Origin of the sequence: Pseudomonas sp. SWRI81, assembly GCF_014268545.1 — a bacterium.
GTDB classification, from domain to species: domain Bacteria; phylum Pseudomonadota; class Gammaproteobacteria; order Pseudomonadales; family Pseudomonadaceae; genus Aquipseudomonas; species Aquipseudomonas hamedanensis.
Genome location: NZ_JABWQS010000014.1, coordinates 15,674 through 41,356, shown reverse-complemented (window position 1 = coordinate 41,356; position 25,683 = coordinate 15,674). Strand labels below are relative to the sequence as shown.

Sequence of the window (25,683 nt, the reverse complement as noted above, 5' to 3'; positions counted from 1 at the left end):
ATCCGGCCCCACTTCAGGGAAGTCCTATGTCGGCGGTACGCATCGGCCCATACACATTGCAGAACGGCTTGATTCTCGCCCCGATGGCGGGCGTCACCGATCAGCCCTTTCGTCAGCTGTGCAAGCGTCTGGGCGCAGGGCTTGTCGTCTCGGAAATGGTCACCAGCGACATGAGCCTGTGGAACACCCGCAAGTCGCGCATGCGCATGATCCACGAAGGCGATCCCGAGCCACGCTCGGTACAGATTGCCGGTGGCGATGCGCAGATGCTGGCGGATGCGGCCCGGGCGAACGTCGAGCTGGGCGCGCAGATTATTGATATCAACATGGGTTGCCCGGCAAAGAAGGTCTGCAACAAGGCCGCCGGTTCCGCGTTGTTGAAAGACGAAGCACTGGTGACCGAGATCCTGCAGGCCGTCGTGGCGGCAGTCGATGTGCCGGTCACCCTGAAGATCCGCACGGGCTGGGATCGCGACAACAGGAACGGCCTGACCGTGGCGAAAATCGCCGAACAGGCCGGGATCACCGCGCTGGCCGTGCATGGCCGCACGCGCGCCGATCTGTACACAGGGGAAGCGGAGTACGACACGATTGCCGCGATCAAGCAGGCGGTGTCGATTCCGGTGTTTGCCAATGGCGATATCGATTCGCCGCAAAAGGCCCGTTACGTGCTCGACGCGACCGGTGCCGATGGCCTGCTGATAGGCCGTGCCGCCCAGGGGCGGCCATGGATTTTTCGCGAGATCGAGCACTTCCTGCGTACCGGCGAGCAATTGCCGGCACCGGAGCTGATCGAAGTGGAACACATTCTGCTTGAGCATCTGGCCGCCCTTCACGCCTTCTATGGGGACGTGATGGGCGTGCGCATTGCCCGCAAGCATGTGGGCTGGTATCTCGCAACCTTGCCGGGCGCCAGGGAGTTTCGCGCCCGTTTCAATCGTTTGGATGGTACGGAAACACAATGCGCCAACGTTCGGGAGTTCTTCGCCGAGCGTTACAAGAGCCTGACAGGGGACGAAGAAGGGGTGGCCGCATGACGATGATGACCGAGACTTTAGTGAGTGGAACAGCACCCGTGAGCGACAACGTGAATTTGAAACAGCACCTCAATACGCCGAGCGAAGAAGGCCAGACCCTTCGCGGGAGTGTCGAGAAGGCGCTGCACAATTATTTCGCCCACCTTGAGGGCGCGTCCGTCACGGACGTGTACAACCTGGTGCTTTCCGAAGTCGAGGCGCCCCTGCTCGAAAGCGTGATGAACTACGTCAAGGGCAATCAGACCAAGGCCAGTGAGCTGCTGGGACTGAACCGCGGCACACTGCGCAAGAAACTCAAGCAGTACGATCTGCTGTAAGCATTCAATCAAACCAGAAAGGCGCCCGCGTAAAAAACGGTCGCCTTTTTTGCTGACTTCCTTTGCTTTTGATGGAAATTGAGATGACCGACCAGACTACCCGCCTGCCGATCCGCCGCGCCTTGATCAGCGTTTCCGACAAGACCGGGATCCTCGAATTCGCCAGGGAGCTTGAAGCCCTGGGCGTCGAGATCCTCTCCACCGGCGGAACGTTCAAGTTGCTGCGCGACAACGGCGTTGCCGCAGTGGAAGTCGCGGATTACACCGGTTTCGCCGAGATGATGGACGGCCGGGTGAAAACCCTGCACCCGAAAATCCACGGCGGCATCCTCGGTCGTCGCGGTATCGACGACGCGATCATGAGCGAGCACGGCATCAAGCCGATCGATCTGGTGGCGGTCAACCTCTATCCGTTCGAAGCCACCATCAACAAGCCAGGCTGCGACCTGCCGACCGCCATCGAGAACATCGATATCGGCGGCCCGACCATGGTCCGTTCCGCAGCAAAAAACCATAAAGATGTAGCGATCGTGGTGAATGCCAGCGATTACGCCGATGTCCTGCAAAACCTCAAGGCCGGTGGCCTGACCTACGCCCAGCGTTTCGACCTGATGCTCAAGGCCTTCGAACACACTGCCGCCTACGACGGCATGATCGCCAACTACATGGGCACCGTGAATCAGGCGGCCGAAACCCTGACCACCGAAGGTCGCAGCGAATTCCCGCGCACCTTCAACAGCCAGTTCATCAAGGCTCAGGAAATGCGCTACGGCGAGAACCCGCACCAGAGCGCGGCGTTCTACGTTGAAGCCAAACCTGCCGAAGTCGGCATCGCCACCGCGACCCAGCTGCAAGGCAAAGAGCTGTCGTACAACAACGTGGCCGACACCGACGCTGCGCTGGAATGCGTGAAGAGCTTCGTCAAGCCAGCCTGTGTGATCGTCAAGCACGCCAACCCGTGCGGCGTCGCTGTCAGCCCGGACGCCGAAGGCGGTATCCGTCAGGCCTACGAACTGGCCTACGCCACCGACACCGAGTCGGCCTTTGGCGGCATCATCGCCTTCAACCGTGAACTGGATGCCGAGACCGCCAAGGCGATCGTCGAGCGTCAGTTCGTTGAAGTGATCATCGCGCCATCGGTCAGTGAAGAAGCCCGCGCCATCGTCGCGGCCAAAGCCAACGTGCGCCTGCTGGCCTGCGGCGAGTGGTCGGCTGACCGCGCTGCTGCCTGGGACTACAAGCGCGTCAACGGTGGTCTGCTGGTACAGAGCCGCGATATCGGCATGATCAGCGCCGATGACCTGAAAGTCGTGACCAAACGCGCCCCGACCGAACAGGAAATCCACGACCTGATCTTCGCCTGGAAAGTTGCCAAATACGTTAAATCCAACGCCATCGTCTACGCCAGGAACCGCCAGACCATCGGTGTCGGCGCCGGCCAGATGAGCCGCGTCAACTCGGCGCGCATCGCTGCAATCAAGGCTGAGCATGCCGGTCTGCAGGTTGCCGGATCGGTGATGGCCTCCGATGCGTTCTTCCCGTTCCGCGATGGTCTGGACAACGCGGCCAAGGTCGGCATTACCGCCGTGATCCAGCCGGGTGGCTCGATGCGTGACGCTGAAGTGATTGCTGCTGCTGATGAAGCCGGTATCGCCATGGTGTTCACCGGCATGCGCCACTTCCGTCACTGATTCAACCGGAACGAAATGTGGGAGCGGGCTTGCTCGCGAAGGCGGTGTATCAGTCAAAGCTGCATCAACTGACAGGCCCATTCGCGAGCAAGCCCGCTCCCACATAAAGCGCACCTGCGGCGTCTACAGAATTTGAGGTTTTTGAAATGAATGTTTTGATCATTGGCAGCGGTGGCCGTGAACACGCCCTGGCCTGGAAAGTGGCTCAGGATCCGCGCGTGCAGAAAGTCTTTGTTGCGCCGGGCAACGCCGGTACCGCCATTGAAGCCAAGTGCGAAAACGTTGCCATCGACGTACTCGCTCTTGAGCAACTGGCCGACTTCGCCGAGAAAAACGTCGCCCTGACCATCGTCGGCCCGGAAGTGCCGCTGGTCGCTGGCGTGGTCGATCTGTTCCGTTCCCGTGGCCTGGACTGCTTCGGTCCGACCGCCGGCGCTGCGCAACTGGAAGGGTCGAAAGCCTTCACCAAGGATTTCCTCGCCCGTCACAAGATCCCGACCGCCGATTACCAGAACTTCACCGAGATCGAGCCGGCCCTGGCTTATCTGCGTGAAAAAGGTGCGCCGATCGTGATCAAGGCCGACGGCCTGGCTGCGGGCAAAGGCGTGATCGTTGCCATGACCCTGGCCGAAGCCGAAGACGCCGTGCGTGACATGCTCGCCGGCAATGCGTTCGGCGATGCCGGTTCGCGCGTGGTCATCGAAGAATTCCTCGACGGCGAAGAAGCTTCGTTCATCGTCATGGTCGACGGCAAGAACGTCCTGCCGATGGCCACCAGCCAGGATCACAAACGCGTCGGCGACGGCGACAGCGGCCCGAACACCGGCGGCATGGGCGCTTACTCCCCTGCCCCGGTGGTGACCGCCGACGTGCATCAGCGCGTGATGGACCTGGTGATCTGGCCGACCGTGCGTGGCATGGCAGAAGAAGGCAATGTCTACACCGGTTTCCTCTACGCCGGTCTGATGATCGACAAGGCGGGCAATCCGAAGGTCATCGAATTCAACTGCCGCTTCGGTGATCCGGAAACCCAACCGGTGATGCTGCGGCTGCAATCGAGCCTGGTCTTGCTGGTCGAAGCCGCACTGGCACAAGCGCTGGATAAAGTCGAAGCACAGTGGGATCCGCGTCCGAGTGTCGGCATCGTGCTGGCCGCTGGCGGCTACCCGGGCGATTACGCCAAGGGCGCAGCGATCAACGGCCTGGAGGCTGCCGCGAATCTGGAAGGTAAAGTCTTCCACGCCGGTACCGCATTGAAGGACGACAATGTCGTCACCGCCGGTGGTCGCGTACTTTGCGCCACCGCCATGGGCGCAAGCGTCAGCGAAGCCCAGCAGCAAGCCTATAAACTCGCGGCGGCCATCGACTGGCAAGGCTGTTTCTACCGCAAGGACATCGGCTACCGCGCCATTGCCCGTGAACGTGGCGAAATCCAGGAATAAGATGTCCACCTCGCCCGGCGCGCAATGCCATTGCTCGCCGGGCTGTTCCGCCGTCGCGCATCGTTATATTCTGGCTTCAACCTACGAAGGGATCTCGCCGTGCGCTGGCTCAGGAATGCCATAAGCTTCACCGTCACTTTGCTGACCCTGCTCTGCATGCTCCCGGCCCAGGCCGCCCAAGGCAGTGGCTGGTCGGTATTGCTTGACGATCAGGGCAGCCTGCAACTGAGCGATATCCGCTCCCCTCGCTACACCAATCAATTCAGCCCCATCGATCTTGAGCGCCTCACGGCGGCCGAACCCGAGGGGGCCTTGTGGCTGCGTTTCAGGCTGGCACCGGGCAAGCATGAACAAGTGCTGCGCATCTTTGCCCCTGACCTGTCACAGCTCAATCTTTACGTGCTCGACGGCGACAAGCTGATCGAGCAACGCAACACCGGCACCGACCAGCCACAGGCTGAGCGGCCCCTGCCGAGCAGCGACTTCATGCTGCCGCTGCCGCTGAGCGACAAGCCCCTCGACGTTTATCTGCGCATGGTCTCCGACCATCAGTTGCGCCCGCACATCACCCTGCAGTCGGCGGTGGTCAGCGCGGCCAGTCAGACCCAGACGCTGGTGTTCGGCCTGCTGTTCGGTTGTCTGGGCATGCTGTTGCTGCACAATCTGGTGCGCTACGCCTATTCCCGCTCGCGCAGCAGCCTGTGGCTGGCGGTCTGTGAAGGTCTGCTCGGGTTGAGTCTGCTGCTGTTGCTCAATCTGGCCGGGCCGTGGTTGCCGAACTGGCATGCGTTGCAGACACCCGGCGCCTATCTGGCGTTGCTGCTGACCGCTCCGGCCGGGCTGATGTTCGCCTTGCGCTTCTTCTCCCCGCTCGGGCCGCACCCGCTGAACAAGCTGTTGCTGACAGACATTGTGCTGATCGTGACGTGCAGCCTGCTGTTGCTGTTCGTCAACACGCTGCCGCTGAACATCATCACCTATGCGCTGGTGGCGCTGGCAGGCCTGAGCATGTTGCTGGTGGGGTTCTACCACTGGCAGAAAGGCTACCGGCCGGCGCGTCTGTTCGTCGCGGCGATGGTGGTGTTCAACATCGGCACGCTGATCATCCTTCCGGCGTTGCTGGGATTGACCCTGGTCGCGCCGCAAGGCCTGATCATGACGTTGATGGTGTTCATCTGCATCAGCGGCCTGCTGATGAGCATCGCCCTGGGCGAGCGACAGCGCAGCATCACCGAAAGCCGTTTCAGCATCAGCCGCGACCTCGCCGCGAGCAATGCCGAGATCAACGCCAAAGCCGAATTCCTCGCCAAGATCAGCCACGAAATCCGCACCCCGATGAACGGCGTACTGGGCATGACCGAGTTGCTGCTCGGCACGCCGCTCTCGGTCAAGCAACGCGACTACGTACAAACCATCCACAGCGCTGGCAACGAACTGCTGACCCTGATCAACGAGATCCTCGATATTTCCAAGCTCGAATCCGGGCAGATCGAACTGGACGACGTACAGTTTGACCTCAACGCCCTGATCGACGACTGCCTGAGCATCTACCGGGCCAAGGCCGAGCAGCAGAACGTCGAGCTGATCAGTTTTATCCAGCCACAAGTGCCGCGCGTGATCAGCGGCGATCCGACGCGCCTGCGCCAGACCCTGCTGAGCCTGCTGGAAAACGCCCTGAAAAAAACCGACGAAGGCGAAGTGCTGATCGTCGTCGCCCTCGATGAGCGCAGCAGCAAGCCGCGCCTGCGCATCGCCGTGCAGGACAGCGGCGTGCCGATGGAGGCGGAAGAACGCGATGCGCTGATGCACGCCGAGCTGCACAGCAAACACTTTCTTTCGGCCAATCGCCTGGGCGGCAATCTCGGCCTGGTGATTGCCCGGCAACTGATTCGCCTGATGCACGGCGAGTTCGGTATCAAGAGCGGCGCCACGGCGGGCAGCACCTTGTGGCTGACCCTGCCGCTGGACCCGGACCGCCTGGAACACCCGACCTCGGATCTGGACAGCCCGCTGCAAGGCGCACGGGTGCTGGTGGTCGACGACAACGACACCTGCCGTAAAGTGCTGGTGCAGCAATGCAGCGCCTGGGGCCTGAATGTCAGCGCCGTGCCTTCGGGCAAAGAAGCGCTGGCGTTGCTGCGCACCAAAGCGCACCTGCGCGACTATTTCGACGTGGTCCTGCTCGACCAGAACATGCCCGGCATGACCGGCATGCAGCTTGCGGCCAAGATCAAGGAAGACCCGAGCCTTAACCACGACATTCTGCTGATCATGCTCACCGGCATCAGCAATGCGCCGAGCAAAATCATCGCGCGCAATTCGGGGATCAAGCGCATTCTGGCCAAACCGGTGGCCGGCTACACCCTCAAGACCACCCTCGCCGACGAACTCAACCAGCGCAACAAAGGTCAGGTGGTATTCCAGCCGCAAGTCGTCACGGCCGCCACCGCCGCCAAGGTGCCAAGCGACTTCCGCATCCTCGTCGCCGAAGACAACACGATCTCGACCAAAGTGATTCGCGGCATGCTCGGCAAGCTCAACTTGCAACCTGATACCGCCAGCAACGGTGAAGAGGCGCTGCAAGCGATGAAGGCCCAGCGTTACGATCTGGTGCTGATGGACTGTGAGATGCCGATCCTCGATGGTTTCTCCGCGACCCAGCAGCTGCGGGCCTGGGAAGTCAGCAACCAGCGCATCCGCACGCCGATCGTCGCGTTGACGGCGCACATCCTTGCCGAACACAAGGAACGCGCGCGTCAGGCGGGCATGGACGGGCACATGTCCAAACCCGTCGAGCTGTCGCAGTTGCGCGAGCTGATCGAACACTGGGTCGCGCAACGCGATCAGCAGAATCGAACAGCATCGACCTTCTGAATGAGTTCGCGCCGCCCTTCGATCAGATGTCGAGGCTACTCAGGTATTTGAGCGAGCCAGACACCACTGACTTTTTTACCTTTTCCCGAAACTGGGCGTAATGCAAAATGTTGAAGGTAATGACAGCAATCTGTTCAACGCTATTGTGGATAATTGCCGGATTGCCACCGAAGAGAAAACCGCTGACCTGTTGCCTGACCTGAAATTGCCGGTGATAAATGCCCATCTGCACTTTGTTCGGGCCGCTCGGGAGGCAGGGAATCATTTGAAAGTAGCCGACATTGCCGCGCAGGCTTGTGTCCTCGAACAGTTTGAGCGCCGATGTGTTGCGCTCCATGGCCAGCAGCGCACGCCGCACAGGCTCGGAATACGCCTAGCCGATGACAGTCTCGATGCCTTGGACTGCCTGACCGGCCATCCGAGCACCAGACGGTGTCAATGCAGTTGGTTTCGGCACGTCCCACCCGATAACCCTGAGCACGTTCCTGTAGTACGTGAACCAGTCCCCCACCAGCCCATCCCGTAACGCCGCTCGCGTCGCGTTTTGCGCAAAAGCGGTGCTCATGTAGATGTCCTCTCGCTGGGATGCTTGCACGCCGTTGGCGAATGCCACGACGCTGCCTCCCACCACCGCAGCCTGCGGCGCAATCAGTTCTGTCATGGTGTAATTTCCTTTGGCAACGTCAATACCGCCACACTGCCGGCAAGCCTGTCCGCGACTTTCCTGGCAATCGCATCGCGCGCGACCCCATACCGGGTCTCGGAAAGGTTCGCCCGGGCGTGATGCACCTGAACCGGACCTTGAATATCGCCCGCTTGATAGATCTGTTGAAATGGATTGGGGGTTAACGCTTCTCGCGTCTTGAACTCGACGTAGACGCTTGTGATCGAGGTGGGAGAATCCGCGCAAATAACCAGCAAACGCACCGGCGTCATCGTCGCTGGCAAATCGCTCGAACCAGCCGCTGCAGGCTTGTTCATGTAACTGTGCAGCCGTTGGAGGGCCGCGTCGTCGCTCGGCAATTGTGCAATCTTCGCCAGGATGGTGGCCATTACACGCTGTTGCAGCGGCGCATGACGGGGCAACGCCACGGTAAACAGTTGCAACGCCGTTTCTGCAGTGGTGCTGTTGATCTGCCACGTTTGTTTTGATTTTTGCTGGCGCAGCCAGAAATCATCGAGAACCTGCACGTAAGCGCTGTACCAATTGATATGCAGATTATTCTCGGCCTGTTTATTGGCCACCAACTGCGCCAGCAACGTCGCCTCGATCAACTCACTGTAAACTTCCTGCCCTTCATGCTCAGGAACTATCAATATACACGCACCGACAACCAGAGTTGAATACTCGCTCTCCATATTACTTCCTCCCCAACAAAAAAAAGGCAGTCATCATGACTGCCTTTTTTAATTAATCAGATGTCATATTCTTCGATCTTCGACACAACGTTAAGGCCCAGCCTGTTCTTGATTGTCTCGCGAGCTGCATTAGCGACCAAGGTGTTCTTTTCAAACACCGTTTCGCCGCGGTACAACTTCACGTCACGGACATCTACATCCACAAACAGCACTTTGGTCGAAGTGTTACGGCGCAGAAAACGAACCGCTCCAACCGCCATGATGGCTTCGCCGTTTACTTCGGTGCACGCGCCTGCCGAAATACCGCCTACGCCATTGTTCAGCACATTGCGCTCATAAAGGGTCAATGCGGTATCACGTTTCGTCAGAGCGGCGATCGCGTCTCCCGCCACCTTCAGCATCAGCGCCGTCGAAGGGCCTGGCAGGGCAACGCCAGCAATGACCGAGCCGAGGATTTCGAGCACCAGCTTGTCCATCCGGACACTGGTGCCCGAGATTTGCAGATCGCTGTAGTATTTGCTGATAGGCGTCCAGCCCGCACTGGTCATGACGTCGCGGAACAGCATGTACCACTCTCGCCCTTGATCTTCGCGAGGGTATTTCTTGTTAGCGACAAGGCTGGCGAAGAGAAAGGCGTTTTGTGCGTCGGATCGGTTTTCACCACTGATGTTTCCCGAGAAGGACAAGATACCTTCGCCGACAATGGAGCCCTTGGTCGGGGCCTCTACAGCGTCGCCTGAGTTCAGCCCAAGCGAAGCACTGCGACTTTGAATAACAAACTCTTCGTCAATTTCATAGCATTGCAGATCATTAACGCAATTGGCTACATAGCTTTGTTGCAGCACTAGACTATTCACTTTTATTTCCTTATTTATATTTAAACAAGCCCTCATGAACTTGCAAAACAACAATAGCCAAGCCCCCCACCACTGCACAAACAAAAACATGTAACACCCATTATCAAAGCCCCCCCCTGCACAACTAACAAAGACTAAAAAGCAGCGGACCTGTTCATTTAAAAGCCGATACCCCAAGCCCTTGCGCGACTGATAGACTCCAACCCACTCACTACTTGCAGCGAGACAAGGCCATGCTTCATGTGCTGTTCAGCGTTTACCTGAAGATGCTGGTGCTCTACAGCCCGTTCTTCGTATTGTCCTGTTTTATCAGCCTGACCCGTGGGTATTCGCGCAAGGAGCAACGGCGCCTGGCCTGGAAGGTTGCGGTGGCAACCCTGGTTTCAAGCGTTTTGCTGTATTTGTTCGGACGAGTGATTTTCGATGTGTTCGGCATCACCGTGGATGCGTTTCGCATCGGCGCCGGCAGCGTGCTGTTCATTTCGGCGCTGGGCATGGCCCAGGGCAAACCGGCGGTGCAGGCTGATAATGTGCAGCAGGACGTGACCATTGTGCCGCTGACCATTCCGTTGACGGTGGGCCCCGGCACCATCGGCGCACTGCTGGTGATGGGCGTCAGCCAGCCGCACTGGGACGACAAACTCACCGCGATCATGAGTATTGCGCTGGCAAGTTTCACAGTGGGCGTTGTGCTGTATCTGTCCAATCGTATCGAGCGGATTCTCGGCGACCAGGGCTTGCAGATTGTCAGCCGTTTGATGGGGTTGTTTGTCTGTGCTTTAGCGGCGCAGATTATCTTTACTGGAGTGAAGGGTTATCTGGTGCCTTGAGCGCTGGCACAGCGCAACGCCGCAAACGGAAACGTTTGCGGCGTTTGGTCGAGCAGTGCATGAGACCTCAGCGCAGCGCTTGCACCACCGCTGCCAGGCTCGCGATCGATTCATCGCCGCGCACGGTTGCAAAGGCCTTCAGCCCGTCAGCCAGTGCGAAGATGACTTTTTCACCGGCTATGCCGACGGCCATTTCCAGTGAGTCCTGCGCAATAAAGTTGCGCACGATCAGACTGCGCCCGGTGTCCGGATCGGTGAGAACCACATTGGCTTCGACCCGCGACAGCAGCCAGTGCCCGCACGCCTCCAAACCAAGATCCAGCAGGCACGGTTCTGTCGTTGCCGCCGCGCCGGGACGCCGCACATCGACCACGATGCACGCCAGACGCTGCCAGTCCTCTTGCGAAATCCGGTAACCGACCGTTTGCGCACCGTAGGTCAGCAGCAGCGTGTCGATGCCTTCGGGCAGCAATGCCGAAACCTCTGTGAGTTCATCGCCCACCTCTAGTGCCATGACCTCTTCGTCGCGATGCGCATAACTTTCCGGCAGCCAGACGTGTTCTTTCGGATCTGCGGTGAAAATCAATTGATCGACCGGATCGAACAGCAGCGGAGATTCAGCCCCGCGCGTGCCGAGGAAAACCGCCCACTGCCCGTCGCTGCGACCCGAGAGAACGAACAGATGATCAAGCTCCGCAACGTAGTAGGCGTAGCGGTCAGCAAAGCGCTCGACTTGCAGGACCGGCGCGTGATCATGCCCGCTAAGCAGGGTTCTCAAGCGTGCGCGCAATTGCTCCTCAGTCTGCTCAGGCATCGACGACCAACGGTTTTCCACGCCGATGATCCTGGCAGGCTGGTTATCCAGCAACTGCAGGTTCACGCCGTCGCGGGTTTGCGCGATCAATGCTTCCCCCTGTCGTTGCACTTGAGTAAAAACCCATTGCGGCCAGACCTTCTGCGCCTTGACCAATTGCCCGGAATCGAGCAGTCGATGACCCGACGCAAAAGCCCCGTGCAGCGCTTCGATGGTGACCAGCGGCTGGCGATAAAGCTGCCCCGCTGTCACATCGAGCAACCAGACCGCGTCTTTGTCAGGCGTCAGACCGAGTAGCGATAACTCCCTGGCGTGACCAAGATCGGCCAGCGCGACTTTCTCCTCGATGCACCACGCGGCCAGCAAAACATCACCGCTGACACCGCTCAGGCCAATGATCGGGAATGGCGACGCTTTGTATTCTTTGGCCAGCGCAGGTAACGCACTCAGCCAGTCAGGATTGCGCCCGAGCCAATGCTGACCCACTCCCGCGAATCTGAGGATCCCGGGGTTGTCCTTGCGGTCGCGCCATTGTTCGTCGCTCCTGTTAGTGAGAGGGGGCATTGCGTACTCAAGTGCAACCGCATCCGGTATAGAGGCAGCAGGAGGCACGTCGATAATGTCGATCTCGTACAGTCGACCGTCAGCCTTGGTGGCGATGTAGTGTTTGTCGGTCTGGGTAATCTCGACCACATCGCGTTCGATGACCACGTTTTCGAAATAGCCGACACGGGGTTCGATACCGCGACTGAGCGTCCGGTCTTGTTTGCTGTAGAAGAGCACCGCACTGTTTTGCGGGTCGGAAGGCAGGAGTATCTGCATGTCCTCGGGCCAACCGAGGTTATGCTCGGCCTGGCAACGCTTGCCCGTCCTCATGTTGATCCAGGCCCGGTCCCACACCCGCGATACTGCGTAGCCTTCGACGAAAATGAACGGCGCATAGGACCATTCGCTGACTTGCACAGTCTTGCCCGCCGTTGCGTCCTCAAAGGGGACATCAATGTATCGAAGTGCTGCTTGCGGCTGGAAACTATAGTTCTCTGACGAGAACCTGACTTTGCAGCCGGTCAGCTCAACAGCCTGCTCGGTTATCCGGTATTCAACAGTGGTCACGCCATAGAGATCGCTCCCTGCAAGCTTTTGCGAGACATGCAACGTGCCATCGGCAGACTGCCGGCATTCGACAATGGTTGATCCTTCCTGCGGATTCTTCAAACGGTAGCACTGCACGACAGTTCCGGTGAGCGCATCGGCCCGCCAGACGGTTGCATGGTCCGGATGGTAAAACCACGCATGGCGTGGGCTCACGCCTCCCAACATCAAGCCCTCGTTGACGTCCTTGGGCAGATTGCGCGCATACAGCAGCCGATCCCTTGCCGTGTCGTAATAAGCCGTGGTGAAGACCGGCTGACTCGCTGAATTGAACGGCACCCGAAATTTGAGCAACGGCACATAAGCCGGGATCGATCGCTTGTTTTTCACCTGATCGCGCAGGTAGAGCAGAACGGACGGCGGGATTGCGCTGGGCGTCTGGCCCGCAGAACCGACCTGAGCCGACGCTTTTTCCGAGTCTTTTGCATAGTCGAGCGTGATGGCGACAAGGTGCAGGCTGCGGCTCAGCCAGTCGATCCGGAACAGCCCTTCGGCCAGTTCGATAAAACCGTCGAATCTGTTCAGCGCGATACCATCGACGCGGAGTCCCGGCGCGCTATCGATGCTTTGCGCTGGCTTTTCAACGAAACGGATTTGCGCCACCCGCACCCAGAGCGCCTGCACCGTCCAGGTGACCTGTTCCCAGCCGTGTGCCTGGTCAAAGTTTACGGCCACCAGGCCTGGCGTGAGGCGGATATGGTATTGCCCTTGCGGCGCAATCACCTCGTAAGAAATCTTTGCCTTCCACTCCGGCGGCAAATCCGGAACCACCAACTGGCGTACTGGCTCGGCCAATTGCACCTTGACGGTCGTGGGCATATAGACCGGGTACAGTTTGTAAAGTATGTGCGGCAACGAAGGCGTGCTGAACAGATAGAACAACCGGTTGCCGTGGGCGTCGTATTCCAGTTGTTGCGCCAGCGTGTCGTGCAACTGCGGATAGCGGGTGACAGAAAAAGGTGCGTACCCGGCACTGCCCAGCTGATATTCATAACCGTAATAGCAAGTTGGCGAACATGGCAGCACGACAACTTCGGGCAAAGTTCCCCAGACGCTGCCGACTGCGGGGCGCTGGAATGCACGGGGGATATTGATAGAGTTGTGTCGGTTAGCCGGATCGCTGTCGAACTGCGGCAACTCCAGGGGACCGCCCTTCCAGGGATAAAACTTCTGCCCATCGAACTTGACCCTTCTGTCCAGCAGGTTGAGCTCGGTGATCACCGCTTGAGGCGGAAACTGCAGGACTGATCCGCTGGACTCATAGGACAGTTGATAAGCGTTATAAATTTCAGTCAAAAGCATGCCAATGCCGGCAGCCTTGTCCATGATCTGCCCAAGATTGCTGGCGATGGCGGTCGCACCAATGCCGATACCCAGCAGCGGTATCGACAACGATGCCGCCACCGCCCCCACTGCTCCGCCCACAGCCAGTGCGGCCACATCCAGGCCCAATGCTGCCACGTTGAATGCCAGCGACGTGGAAAACCGCGAACGCTGCTCGTGATTTTCGGCCAGCGCCAGGTTGTAGATATCGAAGCCGATATTGGCCACGGAAAAGGCTACACCGATACTCGTAGCGGCACGCGCCGCCAGCCGCCCGGCCAGAGAAGCCTGGCGCAACGCTTGCTCCCCGGACACCACCTGACGCACCAACCGGCCGATCTGCACCACGTCGCTGACAACGCCAAACCCCAGTTGCGCATAACCGACGTACACCTGAACCTGAAGGGCGACCGCCAGGGCCGGCGGGCCGTCACTGCCCTGATAATCGCGATGACGCATTTCAGTGATCAACGCCTGGATCGCAAAGGCAAAACTCAAGCGGCTGCCACCGTCGGCCTCTCCCGCGGCCCCTGGCTTACCCGCCACGGCGTTGATCAGTTGACCGAGGTGTTTTTTGATACGGCTGAAACGCGCGTCTCGGGTCACGACCTCAAGGGTATTGAGCGGGTTGCGCGAGTCGACCAATGTCACGCTGTAGCCGCCATCATCTGCAACCTTGACGGTCTCAAGCAGAGGCAGATATTCCCGCCCGACGGCGTGTTCGCTGCGCAATTGCCGGGTGGCCTGATCGAACTCGCCGGCCCAGTAGCGCGCATCCAGTTGCGCCAGGCTCTGGCCCATTCGCGAGTTATCGTCAAGCGAGCGCGTCCGTGCGACAGCCTGCTTCTCCCACACGGTCGTGGTTTGCAGGTCGGTGGCAGGAGTGCTCTGCAGGAACCGGTCAACCCGCAGGTTCGACGACAAAACTTTTTCGGCAATCGCCGTGGTGTTCAGCTCGATTACATTAAATGACGGATTGCTCGCATCGGCCAGTCCATAGAGCCTGGCGATTTCTTTCTGATTGGCGCCGAGGCTGGCCTGCATGCCTTGTTGCAGTTGCTCGACCGAGGAAAATCCGTAGAGCGCAAAGTTCGGATCATACAAGCGATAAACCGTCGCGCCCGCGAGCGAGATTTTCGCCACCAGCAATGCGTGATTACCGGTGTCTAGCAACAGGACGGCTGGCGCCGTTTTGCCCTCTAGCGTTTGCATGACGCGGTGCAAATCGTGTGTGCCACGGGGTTGGCCAACTTTATCGAACGCGGTGGTCTGCAGCTCATCCAGCGTCAGCAGCAGCGCGCGCGCATCGGCGTCGTCTGGCATCAGGCTGGCATTCGCCACCCGGCCGATCACTGCGCGTTCGGCGGAATCACCGGCCGTCAGTGCCGCGGCCATCAACAAGGCCAGCGGATAACAACGCCGGCCCGGATCGCCAGAGGTCATCATCAACAGGTCCTGGGGCACCTGCCGCGCGGAAACGGCACCGGCCTTGAACAGGGCTTCACGCACCTGCCCGCCGCGCTTGAAAATTTGCCGGTGGTATTCGCGTTGCGCGGTGCGGTTGATCTGCCCGATGCGCTCCCCCCACTGCTGCACGGTGAGTGGTTCATTCAAGGCACGCACCTTCAGCTCCCGCGCCGTTTGCGTATCAGACGCCAGACCACGGGCAAGCCCGGCCTCGAACATCGGTGATTTGCCCTGACGGAGGAGGTTTTCGATGGCGTTGTAGCGGGCGAACAAGCCGCCGGTTTCGGTGCGCCGGGCGAGGTCCACGGCCGCTTGCCAGGCGCCGGCAAAACCTGCGGCATCCAGACTGTCGGCCGCGAATATCGCGCCGAGCATGACGCGCTGACGAGGGCTGAGGTGTTCCGGGGTCAGTTTGCCGTTGGCCAACTGAGTCAGCAGTTCGTTGACATTGCTCGCGGTCTCGGCACCATGAGAAACTGGCAGCTCGCCTTGCGGTTGCGCGAGGATTTGCTCGCGGACATCAAAGCCGATGGAAAAGGCTTTATCAAAGCGGACATCGCCACTCAACTTCTCGGCCATGGCGCGAATAAACGGCTCGCCCAACTGATCCGTCAGTTGCTGCAGCACCGTTGTCAGCAGCACCGGTTTGCCTTCGATGACGGGCCAGCCTTGTTTAAAGATGAGGGTCTGCTGCTTCAACAACTCTGCCAACTGACCGGCATAGCGAGACTTGAGTTTGCCGGCTTGCCATTTTTCCTGCTCGTTGACCAGCCATTGATCTTCGTCGGCATTGACAGTCCAGCCAGATATCAACTCCTCTTCGGTCTGAACGTTATAACCATCAGCCAGCCTCAAGTGTTCTTGAATGTTGACTTCATCGCGCGGCAGAAGATGGGTTTCTATAAAGTTCTTTGTGCCAGTAATCGCCGCACCAGGTCCCGTAAGAGCGATAGTGCCTCGTGCGCCAATGCGAATGCCGTCACGGTAGTAACCGATAATCGCCTCGCCCAACTTGCCGAGAAACTGCTGCTGTGTATACGTAAGTTGCGCTTTCTCGATTTTCTCGCTCATCACCTTTTCTATAACGTCGAGCATTCCATCGGTCTGCGACCAATCAACCGCTGACGCGGTAGCCAAATGCTGCACAGCATCGAGGCAGTCATAGTTAAACCGGACCAACTCCATCACGGCGAGCGTCATGCCGCTTTGCGGCTGCGCCAATAGATGAGCATTCATTTCTCTATCAAATTGAGTACCCATACGCAAACCATGGGCAGGACTGAACACATCAACCGGCGCGACAAATATCTGTTCGATCCCTGGTTTACTACGCGCAAAAGCGAGAAGCGCATCTTTGTCCCTGGTGGGCAAGGTATCCGTTCGATCGGCATAGCGCAGACGATCACGACCCGGCATCAATGTCTCATCGTGGTTAAGTAAAAGCTGCAATAGACCAAGTCGCTGTTTCTCGTCATACCCACTGATATCAACATCGCCAGGTTTTTCAGCCAGCGGCGGCAAGTAATCCATGTCACTGTAACGACCGCCCTCCAGATACAAGGCTTGCAACCGCACAACATCGCTCGCCGCCGCAAAGTTGCCGCGCATGCCCACTTCGCGTTGATAGACATCGGCTAAAAAATGCCCGGCGAATTCGTGACGGACATCGCGCAGCAGCAAGTCGTTACCGATCATCGCCTGATGAGTCTGCAAACACTGCTGGCGGAAGGCTTCAAGGGTTGTCCGGTCTTTACCGTAAGCGCGAACCATCAAGTCAATCCGGGCCTGGTCTGCCTTGCCTTGCCAGCGGGGGTGCTGCAAGTAGGCAAACATCTGCTGTTTCAATACCCGTGCACGGTCTTCGATCATTTGCGACAGCACATCCGCCCGGCTCACCTTATCGCCTCCGGACTCCATCGCATGGGCTCGCGCGCTATCATGAATCACCCGATTCATTTCAAAAGCCAGCAACGCATCGCTGTCATACCAGAGGTTGAACCGGTAACCCTGAGGTTCCAGCACCCGGCGCCAGACGTTCATGTAATCGCGCTGGATAGCGCCCACTTGACTGCCGCCAACCCAGACGAAATGCATGATTTTTGGCACTGGCTGGGGGGCGTCAGCGAGAATACTCAGCGTTGCAGACAGGCGAGCAATGGAGTCCTGCAATTCGCTTCGCACTTTATTGATCGCCGGCGGCACGGGCGATGGCTTGCGCGATAACAATAACTCGAGGCTCTCCCGAAACAGGCTGAGTGCCCGAAGTTTATCGGCCATGGTTATTGGCTGAGACAAACTTTCAAACAGCGCAGTCAGCGACCTGTACTCGACAGTGTCAGCAAACGCCTGGAATTCCTTTTTCAGCGCCGCGTAATCCTCTATCGAAAAAATATTGAATTGCTGCACATCCGCGCTTTTAACCGCCATGAACTTCGCCCTTGATCTGAATTAAAGTCCGGACCAAGTTATTGCGCCATCAACCACATTTCAAACAGCAAACGACTCAATTGATTACGTGAGAAACAAGTTACAACAACTGCACCAGCTCAACGAACGATCCTGCAACTTATGCGCACTAGCAGATTATTTCCAAGAACAAAAGAAAGCGCGTTCCAGAGCGAAACGCGGCTTCAATTTGAATATTGGCACACAAGCGGGACATTCGACTGGATGTCACGCCACAGTTACTTGCTTACAAATGGCCTTGGGCGCACGGCTCAGGAAACAGGCTTCTGTCCATACCAGCGCGGCGTGTAAACCCACTCCCCGCCCGTTGCGCGAGCGAAGGTGCACGTCGTCGACGATCCAATCAGCACCATGGTGCGCATGTCCACCTGATCGGCAGTCAATGCGCCCAACGTGGTGGTGCGCAAGGTCTGGCCCGGGCGTCCAATGTCGCGTCCCAACACCACCGGTGTTTCCGGCCGGCGGTGCTGCGCGACGATCTCCAGCGCGCGGCCTAATTGCCACGGACGGGCACGGGAGATCGGGTTGTAGAACGCGAGGGCCAGATCCGCTTCGGCGGCCAGGTCCAGGCGTTTCTCGATAATCGACCAGGGCTTGAGGTTGTCCGATAGCGACATGACGCAGAAATCGTGGCCCAGTGGCGCGCCGGCCTGTGCAGCGGTCGCGAGCGACGCGGACACACCCGGCAAAATCTCCAGATCGACACGGTGCCAGGCGGGATCGTCCGACTCATGCAGCGCTTCGAGCACCGCCGCGGCCATCGCGAACACGCCCGGGTCACCGGACGACACCACGATCACCGAGCGCCCTTCGGCAGCCAGCCTGAAGGCGTGGCGGGCGCGCTGCATTTCTTCGCGGTTGTCGGTGCAGTGCTGCACCTGATCGTCGCGGAACGGGCCGGCCATGCGCACGTAGGTTTCATAACCGAGCACGTCGGTGGCGCGGGCCAGTTCGGCTTTCACCGCCGGCACCATCAGCTCGGCGGCGCCGGGGCCCAGGCCAATCACCGCGAGACGACCGCGTGGACGGCCGATTCGCGACACGTCCAGCGGTTGCTCGGCAATCGCCACCGCGAAATTTTCAATGCCAATCACGTTCGCTTCAGGCACTGCGACACGCGCTAATGCCTGAAGATCGCTTTGCGCCGCGACGAAGCGCAGCGGCACGCCCAGTTCAAGCGCAGCCTGGTGCACGTTCGCCGAAGCCATGTCGGTATCGGCCGCCACCAGGCAGGCCAGTGCCGGCACGGCGACATTTGCCTGCTGCAACGCAGTGCGAACGGCGTTCGGCAGGTTCGCCACTTCAGCACTCACCGCCACCGCGACACTGCGCGGGTAGATCAGCAGTTCGTTGGCACTCGCCTCACGTTCGGCGCTGCCGACATGGATCGAGCGCTGCGCCTGTGGATCCTGCGGCAACTGCGCCTGATCCAGCCACGGCGCCGCGCCCTCGATGCGCACGCTGTGTCCGGCCAGCAGGTCCGAGACAAAGCGCTTGCCCGACTCCAGATCCGCCAGCGCATAACCGCTCGGCGGATTGAGCAGGCAGGTGCCGAAGCGCAACTCACCGCTGGTGGTGATCGCCGGCGCGACTTGCAGCGCGGCCGCGATATCACGCGCCATGACGTTGACCCCGCCCAGCCCGCCGAGCAACGGCACCACCGCGCTGCCGTCTTCGGCTATCGCCAGCACTGCGGGTTCGGCGCCCTTCTCCAGCAGCAGCGGCGCCAGCGTGCGGATGACGATGCCCGCCGCACACAGGGCAATGATCGGCGTGTCCTGCTGATACAACGTGCGCAGGGTCGCGCCAAATTCCTGATACGAGCAATCGGCGCCGTCGACCCGCCCGGCGAGGCCGTGGATCTGCGCCGCCGGATAGACCTGCTGGATGCGTCGGGCCGTGGCGAGGCTGCCTTGGCCGAGAATGACGATGGCGGGAGTCGATTGGCTCATCAACCTTGCCACCGTTCGCCCGGGACGATGATCAGCGAGAAGTACGGCGACGACATCGGCTCGACCTGATCCAGCGGCACGATTTTCTGGTTGGCCATGGTCGCGCGCTCGACGTACAACGCACGTTCGGCCAGACCCAGTTCTTCAAGCACCTGACGTACTTTGGGGAAATTGCGCCCCAGCTTCATGATCACCGCAGCATCGGCATCGGCCAGCCGTCGTTTCAGGTCTTCGTGGGGCAGCACACCGGACAGCACCGACAGGCTCTGATTGCGATACACCAGCGGCGCGCCGAGCACCGAAGCACCACCGAGCATCGAGCATACGCCGGGCACCACTTGCGCTTCGTAACGCGTGGCGAGGCGGTCGTGCAGATACATATAGGAACCGTAGAAAAACGGGTCGCCTTCGCAAATCACCGCCACATCTCGGCCAGCGTCCAGATGCGCAGCCACGGCCACGGCCGCTTCGTCGTAGAAATCGCTGATCACTTGTTCGTAAGACAGCGGCGCCGGCAGCGCTTCGGTGGTCACCGGGTACACCAGCGGCAGCAGGTTCTGCGCATCCTGCAGGTGCGCTTCGATGATGCCGAAGGCGTTGCCCTTTTTGCCCTTGGCAACGAAGTACGCCACCACCGGCGATTCGCGCAGCAGGCGCAAGGCTTTGACCGTAATCAGTTCCGGATCACCGGGACCGACACCCAGGCCAATCAAACGTCCTTTTGCCTGCATCATTCGATCTCCGTGGCGAGGGCATTGACGGCGGCGGCGGCCATGGCGCTACCGCCCAGACGCCCTTGCATGATCACGAACGGCACACCCCGGCTGTCGGCAGCCAGGGCCGCTTTCGACTCGGCGGCACCGACAAAACCCACCGGAAAACCGAGAATCAGCGCCGGTTTCGGTGCGCCGGCATCGAGCATTTCCAGCAAATAGAACAGCGCGGTCGGCGCATTGCCGATCACCACCACGCTGCCCTCCAGGTGCGGACGCCACAGCTCCAGCGCCGCTGCCGAGCGGGTGTTGCCCAGTTCGCGAGCGAGCTCTGGCACGCTGTCGTCGCGCAAGGTGCAGATCACTGGGTTATTGGCCGGCAGGCGCGTGCGGGTTACGCCTTCGGAAACCATACGCGCGTCGCACAGAATCGGCGCACCGGCGGCCAACGCAGCGCGCCCGGCCTGGCCCGCGCCCTCGGAGAATTGCAGACTGTCGACGGCCTCGACCATGCCGCAGGCGTGGATCACTCGCACCGCGAGTTTTTCCAGATCGGCAGGGATGCGCGCCAGATTGGCCTCGCGGCGAATGATCGCGAAGGAGTTGCGATAGATCTCCTGACCGTCGCGGATGTAATCAAGCATCAAGGGGGCTCCGGGAGCGGGCGTCGAGCAAAGCTGCGGCCGCTTCAATAGTAAGATTGCGTGCGTGCAACGCGCCGAAACCGGGCGCGTCTGCATTGCGAAAATAGAGGTCGTAATGACCGGGGGTTACTGCCAGCAACGTCGCCGGCGCGCAGTGGGCCGCGGCGCAGGAGCGTGAGCAGCCCGAGAGGTGCACGCTGAGCCCCGCCGGTAGCCGAGACGCCAGTTGGCGAGCATCCTGTTTGGTGTTGGCCAGGCCTTTGCCACAGCCATCGGCTCCGGTGCAGGCAATCACGCGTGCCAGCGGTTCGGCTGAATCAATCAACAGACCCAGCGCCTGCAATTGATCCAGCACCTTGTCGGTATCGGTCGTCTGCACGTTTGGCACCAGCAGGCTTTGCCACGGTGTGAAACGCAGGCTGCCGTCGCCGAACTGACGAGCCAGTTGCGCCACGCCGCGCAGCATCGCCGGATCGAGTCGCCCCAGTGGCGGCACCGCGCCGACGTAGCACCGACCATGCGCGTTTTGTTGATGCGCGCCGATGTGCAGCGCGTCTGCCGAAGTCGAGCGCTGCCAGTTGCTGATCGGTTTGACTGGCACCCGCTCGCGCAACTGGTCAAGGAATGCGAGCCTTGGTAATTCGTCGAGCAGATGGCGCATGCGCGTCTGCTCTGGTCGGGCCATGTCGAGGAACCCTTCGAGCACGGCGACCACCAGCGCGTGGCCGTTATCCAGCGTCACCGCGCCCAGTGCGCGATCCGTCGGGCAACCGGCCAGACCAAACGCCCAGAGGACTTCGCCCTCACGCTCGAACGCCGACAGCCATAGATCATGGGGATGTTCGAGCATCGCCAGCGCTTCACCGCCGTCCAGTTGCACGGCGAACTTGGCGCTCAGCTCATGGAAGCGCGGATGGCTTTGCAAGGTGTCGAGGACTTGCTCCGCGAGCGGGCGCGTGTCGATACGCATCTGCCGGTCGACCCCGGCCGTGGGGCTGAGCATCAGATTGCGCACATCGTCGCCGGCAGCGTTCTTTGGCCCTAGGCCCGCGGCGAGCAAACTGGCGATCAGTGCTGCCGATTGCTCACCGATCCCGCGAATCTGCAGATTGCCGCGATTGGTCGCTTCGATCGCCCCGCCCGCAAACTGCTCGGCGGCGGCAGCCACGGCCTCGGCTTGAGCGGCGCTGATCGAACCGCCATCGAGCTTGATCCGGCAGATGCCGCCGTCCAGTGCCTGGACGATACGCAGCAACCCCGGGCAGGCCGAGGGGCGTAAGGCGGTGGACATCGGGCGTTCGTTCAAGGGGCTGACCGGTTGTGTGGCGAAGGCGCTTCGCGGACGAAGGCGCGGTATTATGCCTGCTTTGTCCGGCGGCATGAAAAGTCTGCCCGTCGGAACGGCATGTTTAGAGGAATATAAATGTCACCCTGGCTGACGATCGTGGGAATCGGTGAAGACGGCTTCAAGGGCCTGGGCAAAAACGCCCGGCGCGCCCTGCTGGGCGCCTCGCGGATCGTCGGCGGCCGGCGCCAGCTGGATTTGCTGCCGCTGTGCATCCGTGGCGAACGGCAGTTGTGGCCGAGCCCGTTTTCCCTCGCGCCGTTGCTGGAATCGCGCGGCGCGCCGGTCTGCGTGCTGGCCAGCGGTGACCCGATGTTCTACGGCGTCGGCGCCAGCCTGGCGCGTCAGGTGCCGAGCGATGAGATGCTGATTCTGCCGGCCCCCTCGTCCTGCTCGCTGGCCGCGGCGCGGCTTGGCTGGCCATTGCAGGAGGTGACGATTGTGTCGCTGGTGGCGCGACCGCTGGCGGCGCTCAATGCACAACTGTTCAGTGGCGTGCGTCTGTTGCTGCTGAGCAATGACGGCAGCACCCCGGCGGCCGTTGCGCAGTTGTTGCGTGAGCGCGGCTTCGGTGCCAGTCGCATGAGCGTTCTGGAGCATCTGGGCGGCGATGCCGAGCGACGTTTCGATGCCACAGCCAACCAGTGGACTGACACGCCGATTGCCGACCTCAATGTGATTGCGATCGAGTGCCTGGCCGACACCTGTACCCCGCAACTGTCGCGCCTCGCCGGCCTGCCCGACTCAGCCTTCCGGCACGACGGCCAACTGACCAAGCGTGACGTGCGCGCCATCACCCTCGCCCGTCTTGCGCCAACTCCCGGCGAACTGCTCTGGGACGTCGGCGCCGGCTGTGGCTCGATCGGTATCGAATGGATGCGCGCCCACGCAGCCTGTCGGGCACTGGCTATCGAGGCCGACGAAGGCCGTCAGCAATTGATCGAACACAACCGCGATGCGCTGGGTGTACCCGGCCTGCAACTGGTTCGCGGCAAAGCCCCGCAAGCGCTGGCCGGACTGGAGCGCCCGGACGCCATTTTCATCGGCGGTGGCGTGACCCGCGAAGGCGTGTTCGAGACTTGCTGGGAACAACTCAAGCCCGGCGGCCGTCTGGTCGCCAACGCAGTGACCCTGCAAAGCGAAATGGCCCTGATGCACTGGCGCGATCAATACGGCGGCGAACTGACCCGCGTTCATGTCGCCCAGGCGCAGCCGCTTGGCGAGTTCGACACTTGGCGCCAGGCATTGCCGATCACCCTGCTCGATCTGGTCAAACCTCTCGATGCGTGACGAAACCGCCGAACACCCCGCGCCCCTGCGCAGTGGCCTGACCACCGGCAGCTGCGCCACGGCCACCAGCCTTGCCGCCGCGCGCCTGTTGCTCACCGGCGAAGGCGCTGATGCAGTGCACATCACTCTGCCCAAGGGCAAGCAGGTGCAAATGCGCCTGGAGTTCTGTCGCCTGAGCGAGGACGGCGCCGAGGCCGGCACGATCAAGGATGCCGGCGATGACCCCGACGTCACCCACGGCGCCCTGCTCTATTCGCAGGTGCGGCTGAGCGCCGAGCCGGGGACTCGCTTCAACGCGGGCGTCGGTGTCGGCACAGTGACGCGACCGGGTCTGGTGCTGGGCGTCGGCGAACCGGCGATCAACCCGGTGCCGCGCAAAATGATCGGCGACCATCTGGCCTTGCTGGCTGCTGAAACCGGCTACGGCGGGGGCTTCGATGTCACGGTCAACGTCGAGGGCGGCGAAGAGCTGGCGCTGAAAACCATGAATCCGCGCCTGGGCATTCTTGGCGGCTTATCGATCCTCGGCACCAGTGGCATCGTCCGGCCTTTTTCCTGCGCGGCCTACATCGCCTCGATCCATCAGGGCATCGACGTGGCGAAAACCAACGGTTACCTGCACATCGCCGCCTGCACCGGCAACGCCAGCGAAGACACCATGCGCAGGGTCTACAACCTGCCGGAAATCGCTCTGATCGAAATGGGCGACTTCGTCGGCGCGGTGCTCAAGCATTTGCGCAAGGTGCCTGTGGATAAACTCAGCCTGTGCGGCGGCTTCGGCAAAATCAGCAAACTGGCGGCCGGGCATATGGATCTGCATTCGCGGCATTCGAGCATCGATTTGCCGCAACTGGCGCAGTGGGCGGCGGCGATTGGCGCGGACGCAGCGTTGCAACAGTGCATTCGTGAGGCCAATACCAGTCAGCAAGCCTTGGCCATGGCCAGTGCGGCGGGGGTCGCTTTGGGTGATGAGGTGTGCCGCCATGCCTTGAACTTCGCCCGCAGCGTGGTGCCGGCGCAGGTGCAGGTCGAGGTGTTTGCAATCGATCGCCAGGGCGGGATTGTCGGGCATGCCGGAGGTTTTGCATGAAGCGGATCTTGCTGCTGGGCGGTGTCACTGAAGCGCTGGCGATTGCTCGCACACTCGGCCCGGAACACATTTACAGCCTCGCCGGTGTTGGCCGCGTGCCAACCGATCTGGTCTGTCAGGTTCGGGTCGGCGGCTATGGCGGCGCCGAGGGTCTGGCGCAGTTCATAGTTGAAGAAGGCATCGACCTGCTGCTCGACGCCACCCATCCCTACGCCGCACAAATCAGCGCCAACGCCGCCCGCGCGGCGCAACTCACCGGTATCCCCTGCTGGGCCTTGCGCCGCCCGGCGTGGCAACCGCAAGCGGGCGATGACTGGCGCGAGGTGGCCGACTGGGCCGAACTGATCGCCGCCCTCGCACCGTTCCAGCGACCGCTGTTCACCCTCGGCCGCGAACCACTGCAACACCTCGACGAAATCCCCGCCCACCAGTTCTGGACCCTGCGCGCCCTCGACGTCTACCCCGGCAACGCACGTTGCGAAGTCATCGGCGCACGCGGGCCGTTTCTGCTGGAAGACGAGCGAGCACTGTTTGAACGCCGGCAGATCGACGTGCTGATCAGCAAAAACAGCGGCAGCACCGCGACCGAGCCGAAGCTGGACGTGGCACGCGAGCGCGGGGTGCCGGTGCTGGTGTTGAAGCGGCCGGGGTTGCCGCGGGTTGATCGGGAGTTTCGATCTGTGTCTGAAGTCCTCGCTGCCCTCGCAACCTTCAATCGTATTTAAATCAGTCGTACCGTCACTCCGGTGTACATAGATCATCTGGACGACACAGACCATTGTAGGAGTGAGCCTGCTCGCGATGACGTCAGCACAGCCAGCACCTCATTGCCTGACACACCGCTATCGCGAGCAGGCTCACTCCTACAATTTCCCGGGTTCGACTGAAGACCTGACCTGAATGATAAATGAGAGCAACGATTCGATTCGCCAGCGAAGACGTCTGGTCTTCCGGCACATGACTTGAATCCTACAAACGCGCCGGACACTGCCCACAACAACTTAACGAATCACTGACTAT

Annotated in this window: 18 protein-coding genes; 9 read left to right on the top strand and 9 right to left on the bottom strand. The window is 60.6% G+C overall.

The features are described from left to right. The first annotated feature begins 26 nt into the window (after positions 1-26). The 5 genes from dusB to HU765_RS11505 all read left to right on the top strand — a co-directional run bounded on the left by dusB (position 27) and on the right by HU765_RS11505 (position 7,361). On the top strand, positions 27-1,037 hold the full coding sequence (gene dusB / locus HU765_RS11525; protein WP_186547495.1) for a tRNA dihydrouridine synthase DusB: 1,011 nt from the start codon (positions 27-29) through the stop codon (positions 1,035-1,037). Continuing rightward, the gene (gene fis / locus HU765_RS11520) at positions 1,034-1,354 is read left to right on the top strand and encodes a DNA-binding transcriptional regulator Fis (RefSeq protein ID WP_003221275.1); all 321 of its coding nucleotides are present in this window, start codon (positions 1,034-1,036) and stop codon (positions 1,352-1,354) included. The genes dusB and fis overlap by 4 nt, the downstream gene beginning before the upstream one ends. Before the next feature lie 83 nt (positions 1,355-1,437). Beyond that, positions 1,438-3,045, top strand: a complete 1,608-nt coding sequence (gene purH / locus HU765_RS11515) for a bifunctional phosphoribosylaminoimidazolecarboxamide formyltransferase/IMP cyclohydrolase (RefSeq protein ID WP_186547497.1) — start codon at positions 1,438-1,440, stop codon at positions 3,043-3,045. Between the two features lie 146 nt (positions 3,046-3,191). Further along, positions 3,192-4,487 (top strand): phosphoribosylamine--glycine ligase, encoded by a 1,296-nt coding sequence (gene purD / locus HU765_RS11510; RefSeq protein ID WP_186547499.1) that lies wholly within the window; start codon positions 3,192-3,194, stop codon positions 4,485-4,487. 99 nt (positions 4,488-4,586) lie between these two features. Then, positions 4,587-7,361 (top strand): response regulator, encoded by a 2,775-nt coding sequence (locus tag HU765_RS11505; protein ID WP_186620520.1) that lies wholly within the window; start codon positions 4,587-4,589, stop codon positions 7,359-7,361. A gap of 22 nt (positions 7,362-7,383) precedes the next feature. On the opposite strand, the gene HU765_RS26800 is transcribed toward HU765_RS11505, so the two are convergent. From HU765_RS26800 to HU765_RS11490, 4 genes are read right to left on the bottom strand one after another with little or no spacing between them, the layout of a single operon-like run. Next, a complete protein-coding gene (locus tag HU765_RS26800) occupies positions 7,384-7,698 on the bottom strand; it encodes a hypothetical protein (RefSeq protein ID WP_238344693.1) in 315 nt (104 codons plus the stop codon). A gap of 36 nt (positions 7,699-7,734) precedes the next feature. Next, a complete protein-coding gene (locus HU765_RS26795) occupies positions 7,735-8,022 on the bottom strand; it encodes a hypothetical protein (RefSeq protein WP_238344692.1) in 288 nt (95 codons plus the stop codon). Continuing rightward, positions 8,019-8,720 carry a hypothetical protein gene (locus tag HU765_RS11495; RefSeq protein ID WP_186620519.1) on the bottom strand — a complete coding sequence of 234 codons (702 nt, stop codon included), beginning with the start codon at positions 8,718-8,720 and terminating at the stop codon, positions 8,019-8,021. Before HU765_RS11495 ends, HU765_RS26795 begins: the two co-directional genes overlap by 4 nt. 56 nt (positions 8,721-8,776) lie before the next feature. Continuing rightward, positions 8,777-9,577 (bottom strand): hypothetical protein, encoded by an 801-nt coding sequence (locus tag HU765_RS11490; protein ID WP_186620515.1) that lies wholly within the window; start codon positions 9,575-9,577, stop codon positions 8,777-8,779. Between the two features lie 233 nt (positions 9,578-9,810). Between HU765_RS11490 and HU765_RS11485 the strand changes: the two genes are divergently transcribed. Next, positions 9,811-10,407, top strand: coding sequence for a MarC family protein (locus tag HU765_RS11485; RefSeq protein ID WP_025111770.1), 597 nt, complete (start codon positions 9,811-9,813; stop codon positions 10,405-10,407). 67 nt (positions 10,408-10,474) lie between these two features. Here HU765_RS11485 and HU765_RS11480 read toward each other — a convergent pair whose 3' ends face one another. The 5 genes from HU765_RS11480 to cobG all read right to left on the bottom strand — a co-directional run bounded on the left by HU765_RS11480 (position 10,475) and on the right by cobG (position 22,229). Beyond that, positions 10,475-17,440 carry a TcdA/TcdB pore-forming domain-containing protein gene (locus HU765_RS11480; RefSeq protein WP_238344691.1) on the bottom strand — a complete coding sequence of 2,322 codons (6,966 nt, stop codon included), beginning with the start codon at positions 17,438-17,440 and terminating at the stop codon, positions 10,475-10,477. A 440-nt stretch (positions 17,441-17,880) separates the two neighbouring features. Then, positions 17,881-19,581: a precorrin-3B C(17)-methyltransferase gene (gene cobJ, locus HU765_RS11475; RefSeq protein ID WP_186620511.1), complete on the bottom strand. Its 1,701-nt coding sequence runs from the start codon at positions 19,579-19,581 to the stop codon at positions 17,881-17,883. Continuing rightward, positions 19,581-20,312 carry a precorrin-2 C(20)-methyltransferase gene (locus tag HU765_RS11470; protein WP_186620620.1) on the bottom strand — a complete coding sequence of 244 codons (732 nt, stop codon included), beginning with the start codon at positions 20,310-20,312 and terminating at the stop codon, positions 19,581-19,583. Before HU765_RS11470 ends, cobJ begins: the two co-directional genes overlap by 1 nt. Then, entirely contained in the window at positions 20,312-20,938 is a 627-nt protein-coding gene (locus HU765_RS11465) for a precorrin-8X methylmutase (protein ID WP_186620507.1), read from the bottom strand. The genes HU765_RS11470 and HU765_RS11465 overlap by 1 nt, the downstream gene beginning before the upstream one ends. Then, complete coding sequence (gene cobG / locus HU765_RS11460; protein ID WP_276569375.1) at positions 20,931-22,229, bottom strand: precorrin-3B synthase; 1,299 nt, start codon at positions 22,227-22,229, stop codon at positions 20,931-20,933. The genes HU765_RS11465 and cobG overlap by 8 nt, the downstream gene beginning before the upstream one ends. A 132-nt stretch (positions 22,230-22,361) precedes the next feature. Here cobG and cbiE point away from each other — a divergent pair, with 132 nt between their 5' ends. From cbiE to HU765_RS11445, 3 genes are read left to right on the top strand one after another with little or no spacing between them, the layout of a single operon-like run. Then, on the top strand, positions 22,362-23,573 hold the full coding sequence (cbiE, locus tag HU765_RS11455; RefSeq protein ID WP_186620503.1) for a precorrin-6y C5,15-methyltransferase (decarboxylating) subunit CbiE: 1,212 nt from the start codon (positions 22,362-22,364) through the stop codon (positions 23,571-23,573). Continuing rightward, positions 23,566-24,663 carry a cobalt-precorrin-5B (C(1))-methyltransferase gene (locus HU765_RS11450; protein WP_186620501.1) on the top strand — a complete coding sequence of 366 codons (1,098 nt, stop codon included), beginning with the start codon at positions 23,566-23,568 and terminating at the stop codon, positions 24,661-24,663. The genes cbiE and HU765_RS11450 overlap by 8 nt, the downstream gene beginning before the upstream one ends. Further along, positions 24,660-25,388, top strand: a complete 729-nt coding sequence (locus HU765_RS11445; RefSeq protein ID WP_186620499.1) for a cobalt-precorrin-6A reductase — start codon at positions 24,660-24,662, stop codon at positions 25,386-25,388. Before HU765_RS11450 ends, HU765_RS11445 begins: the two co-directional genes overlap by 4 nt. Positions 25,389-25,683: the final 295 nt, after the last annotated feature.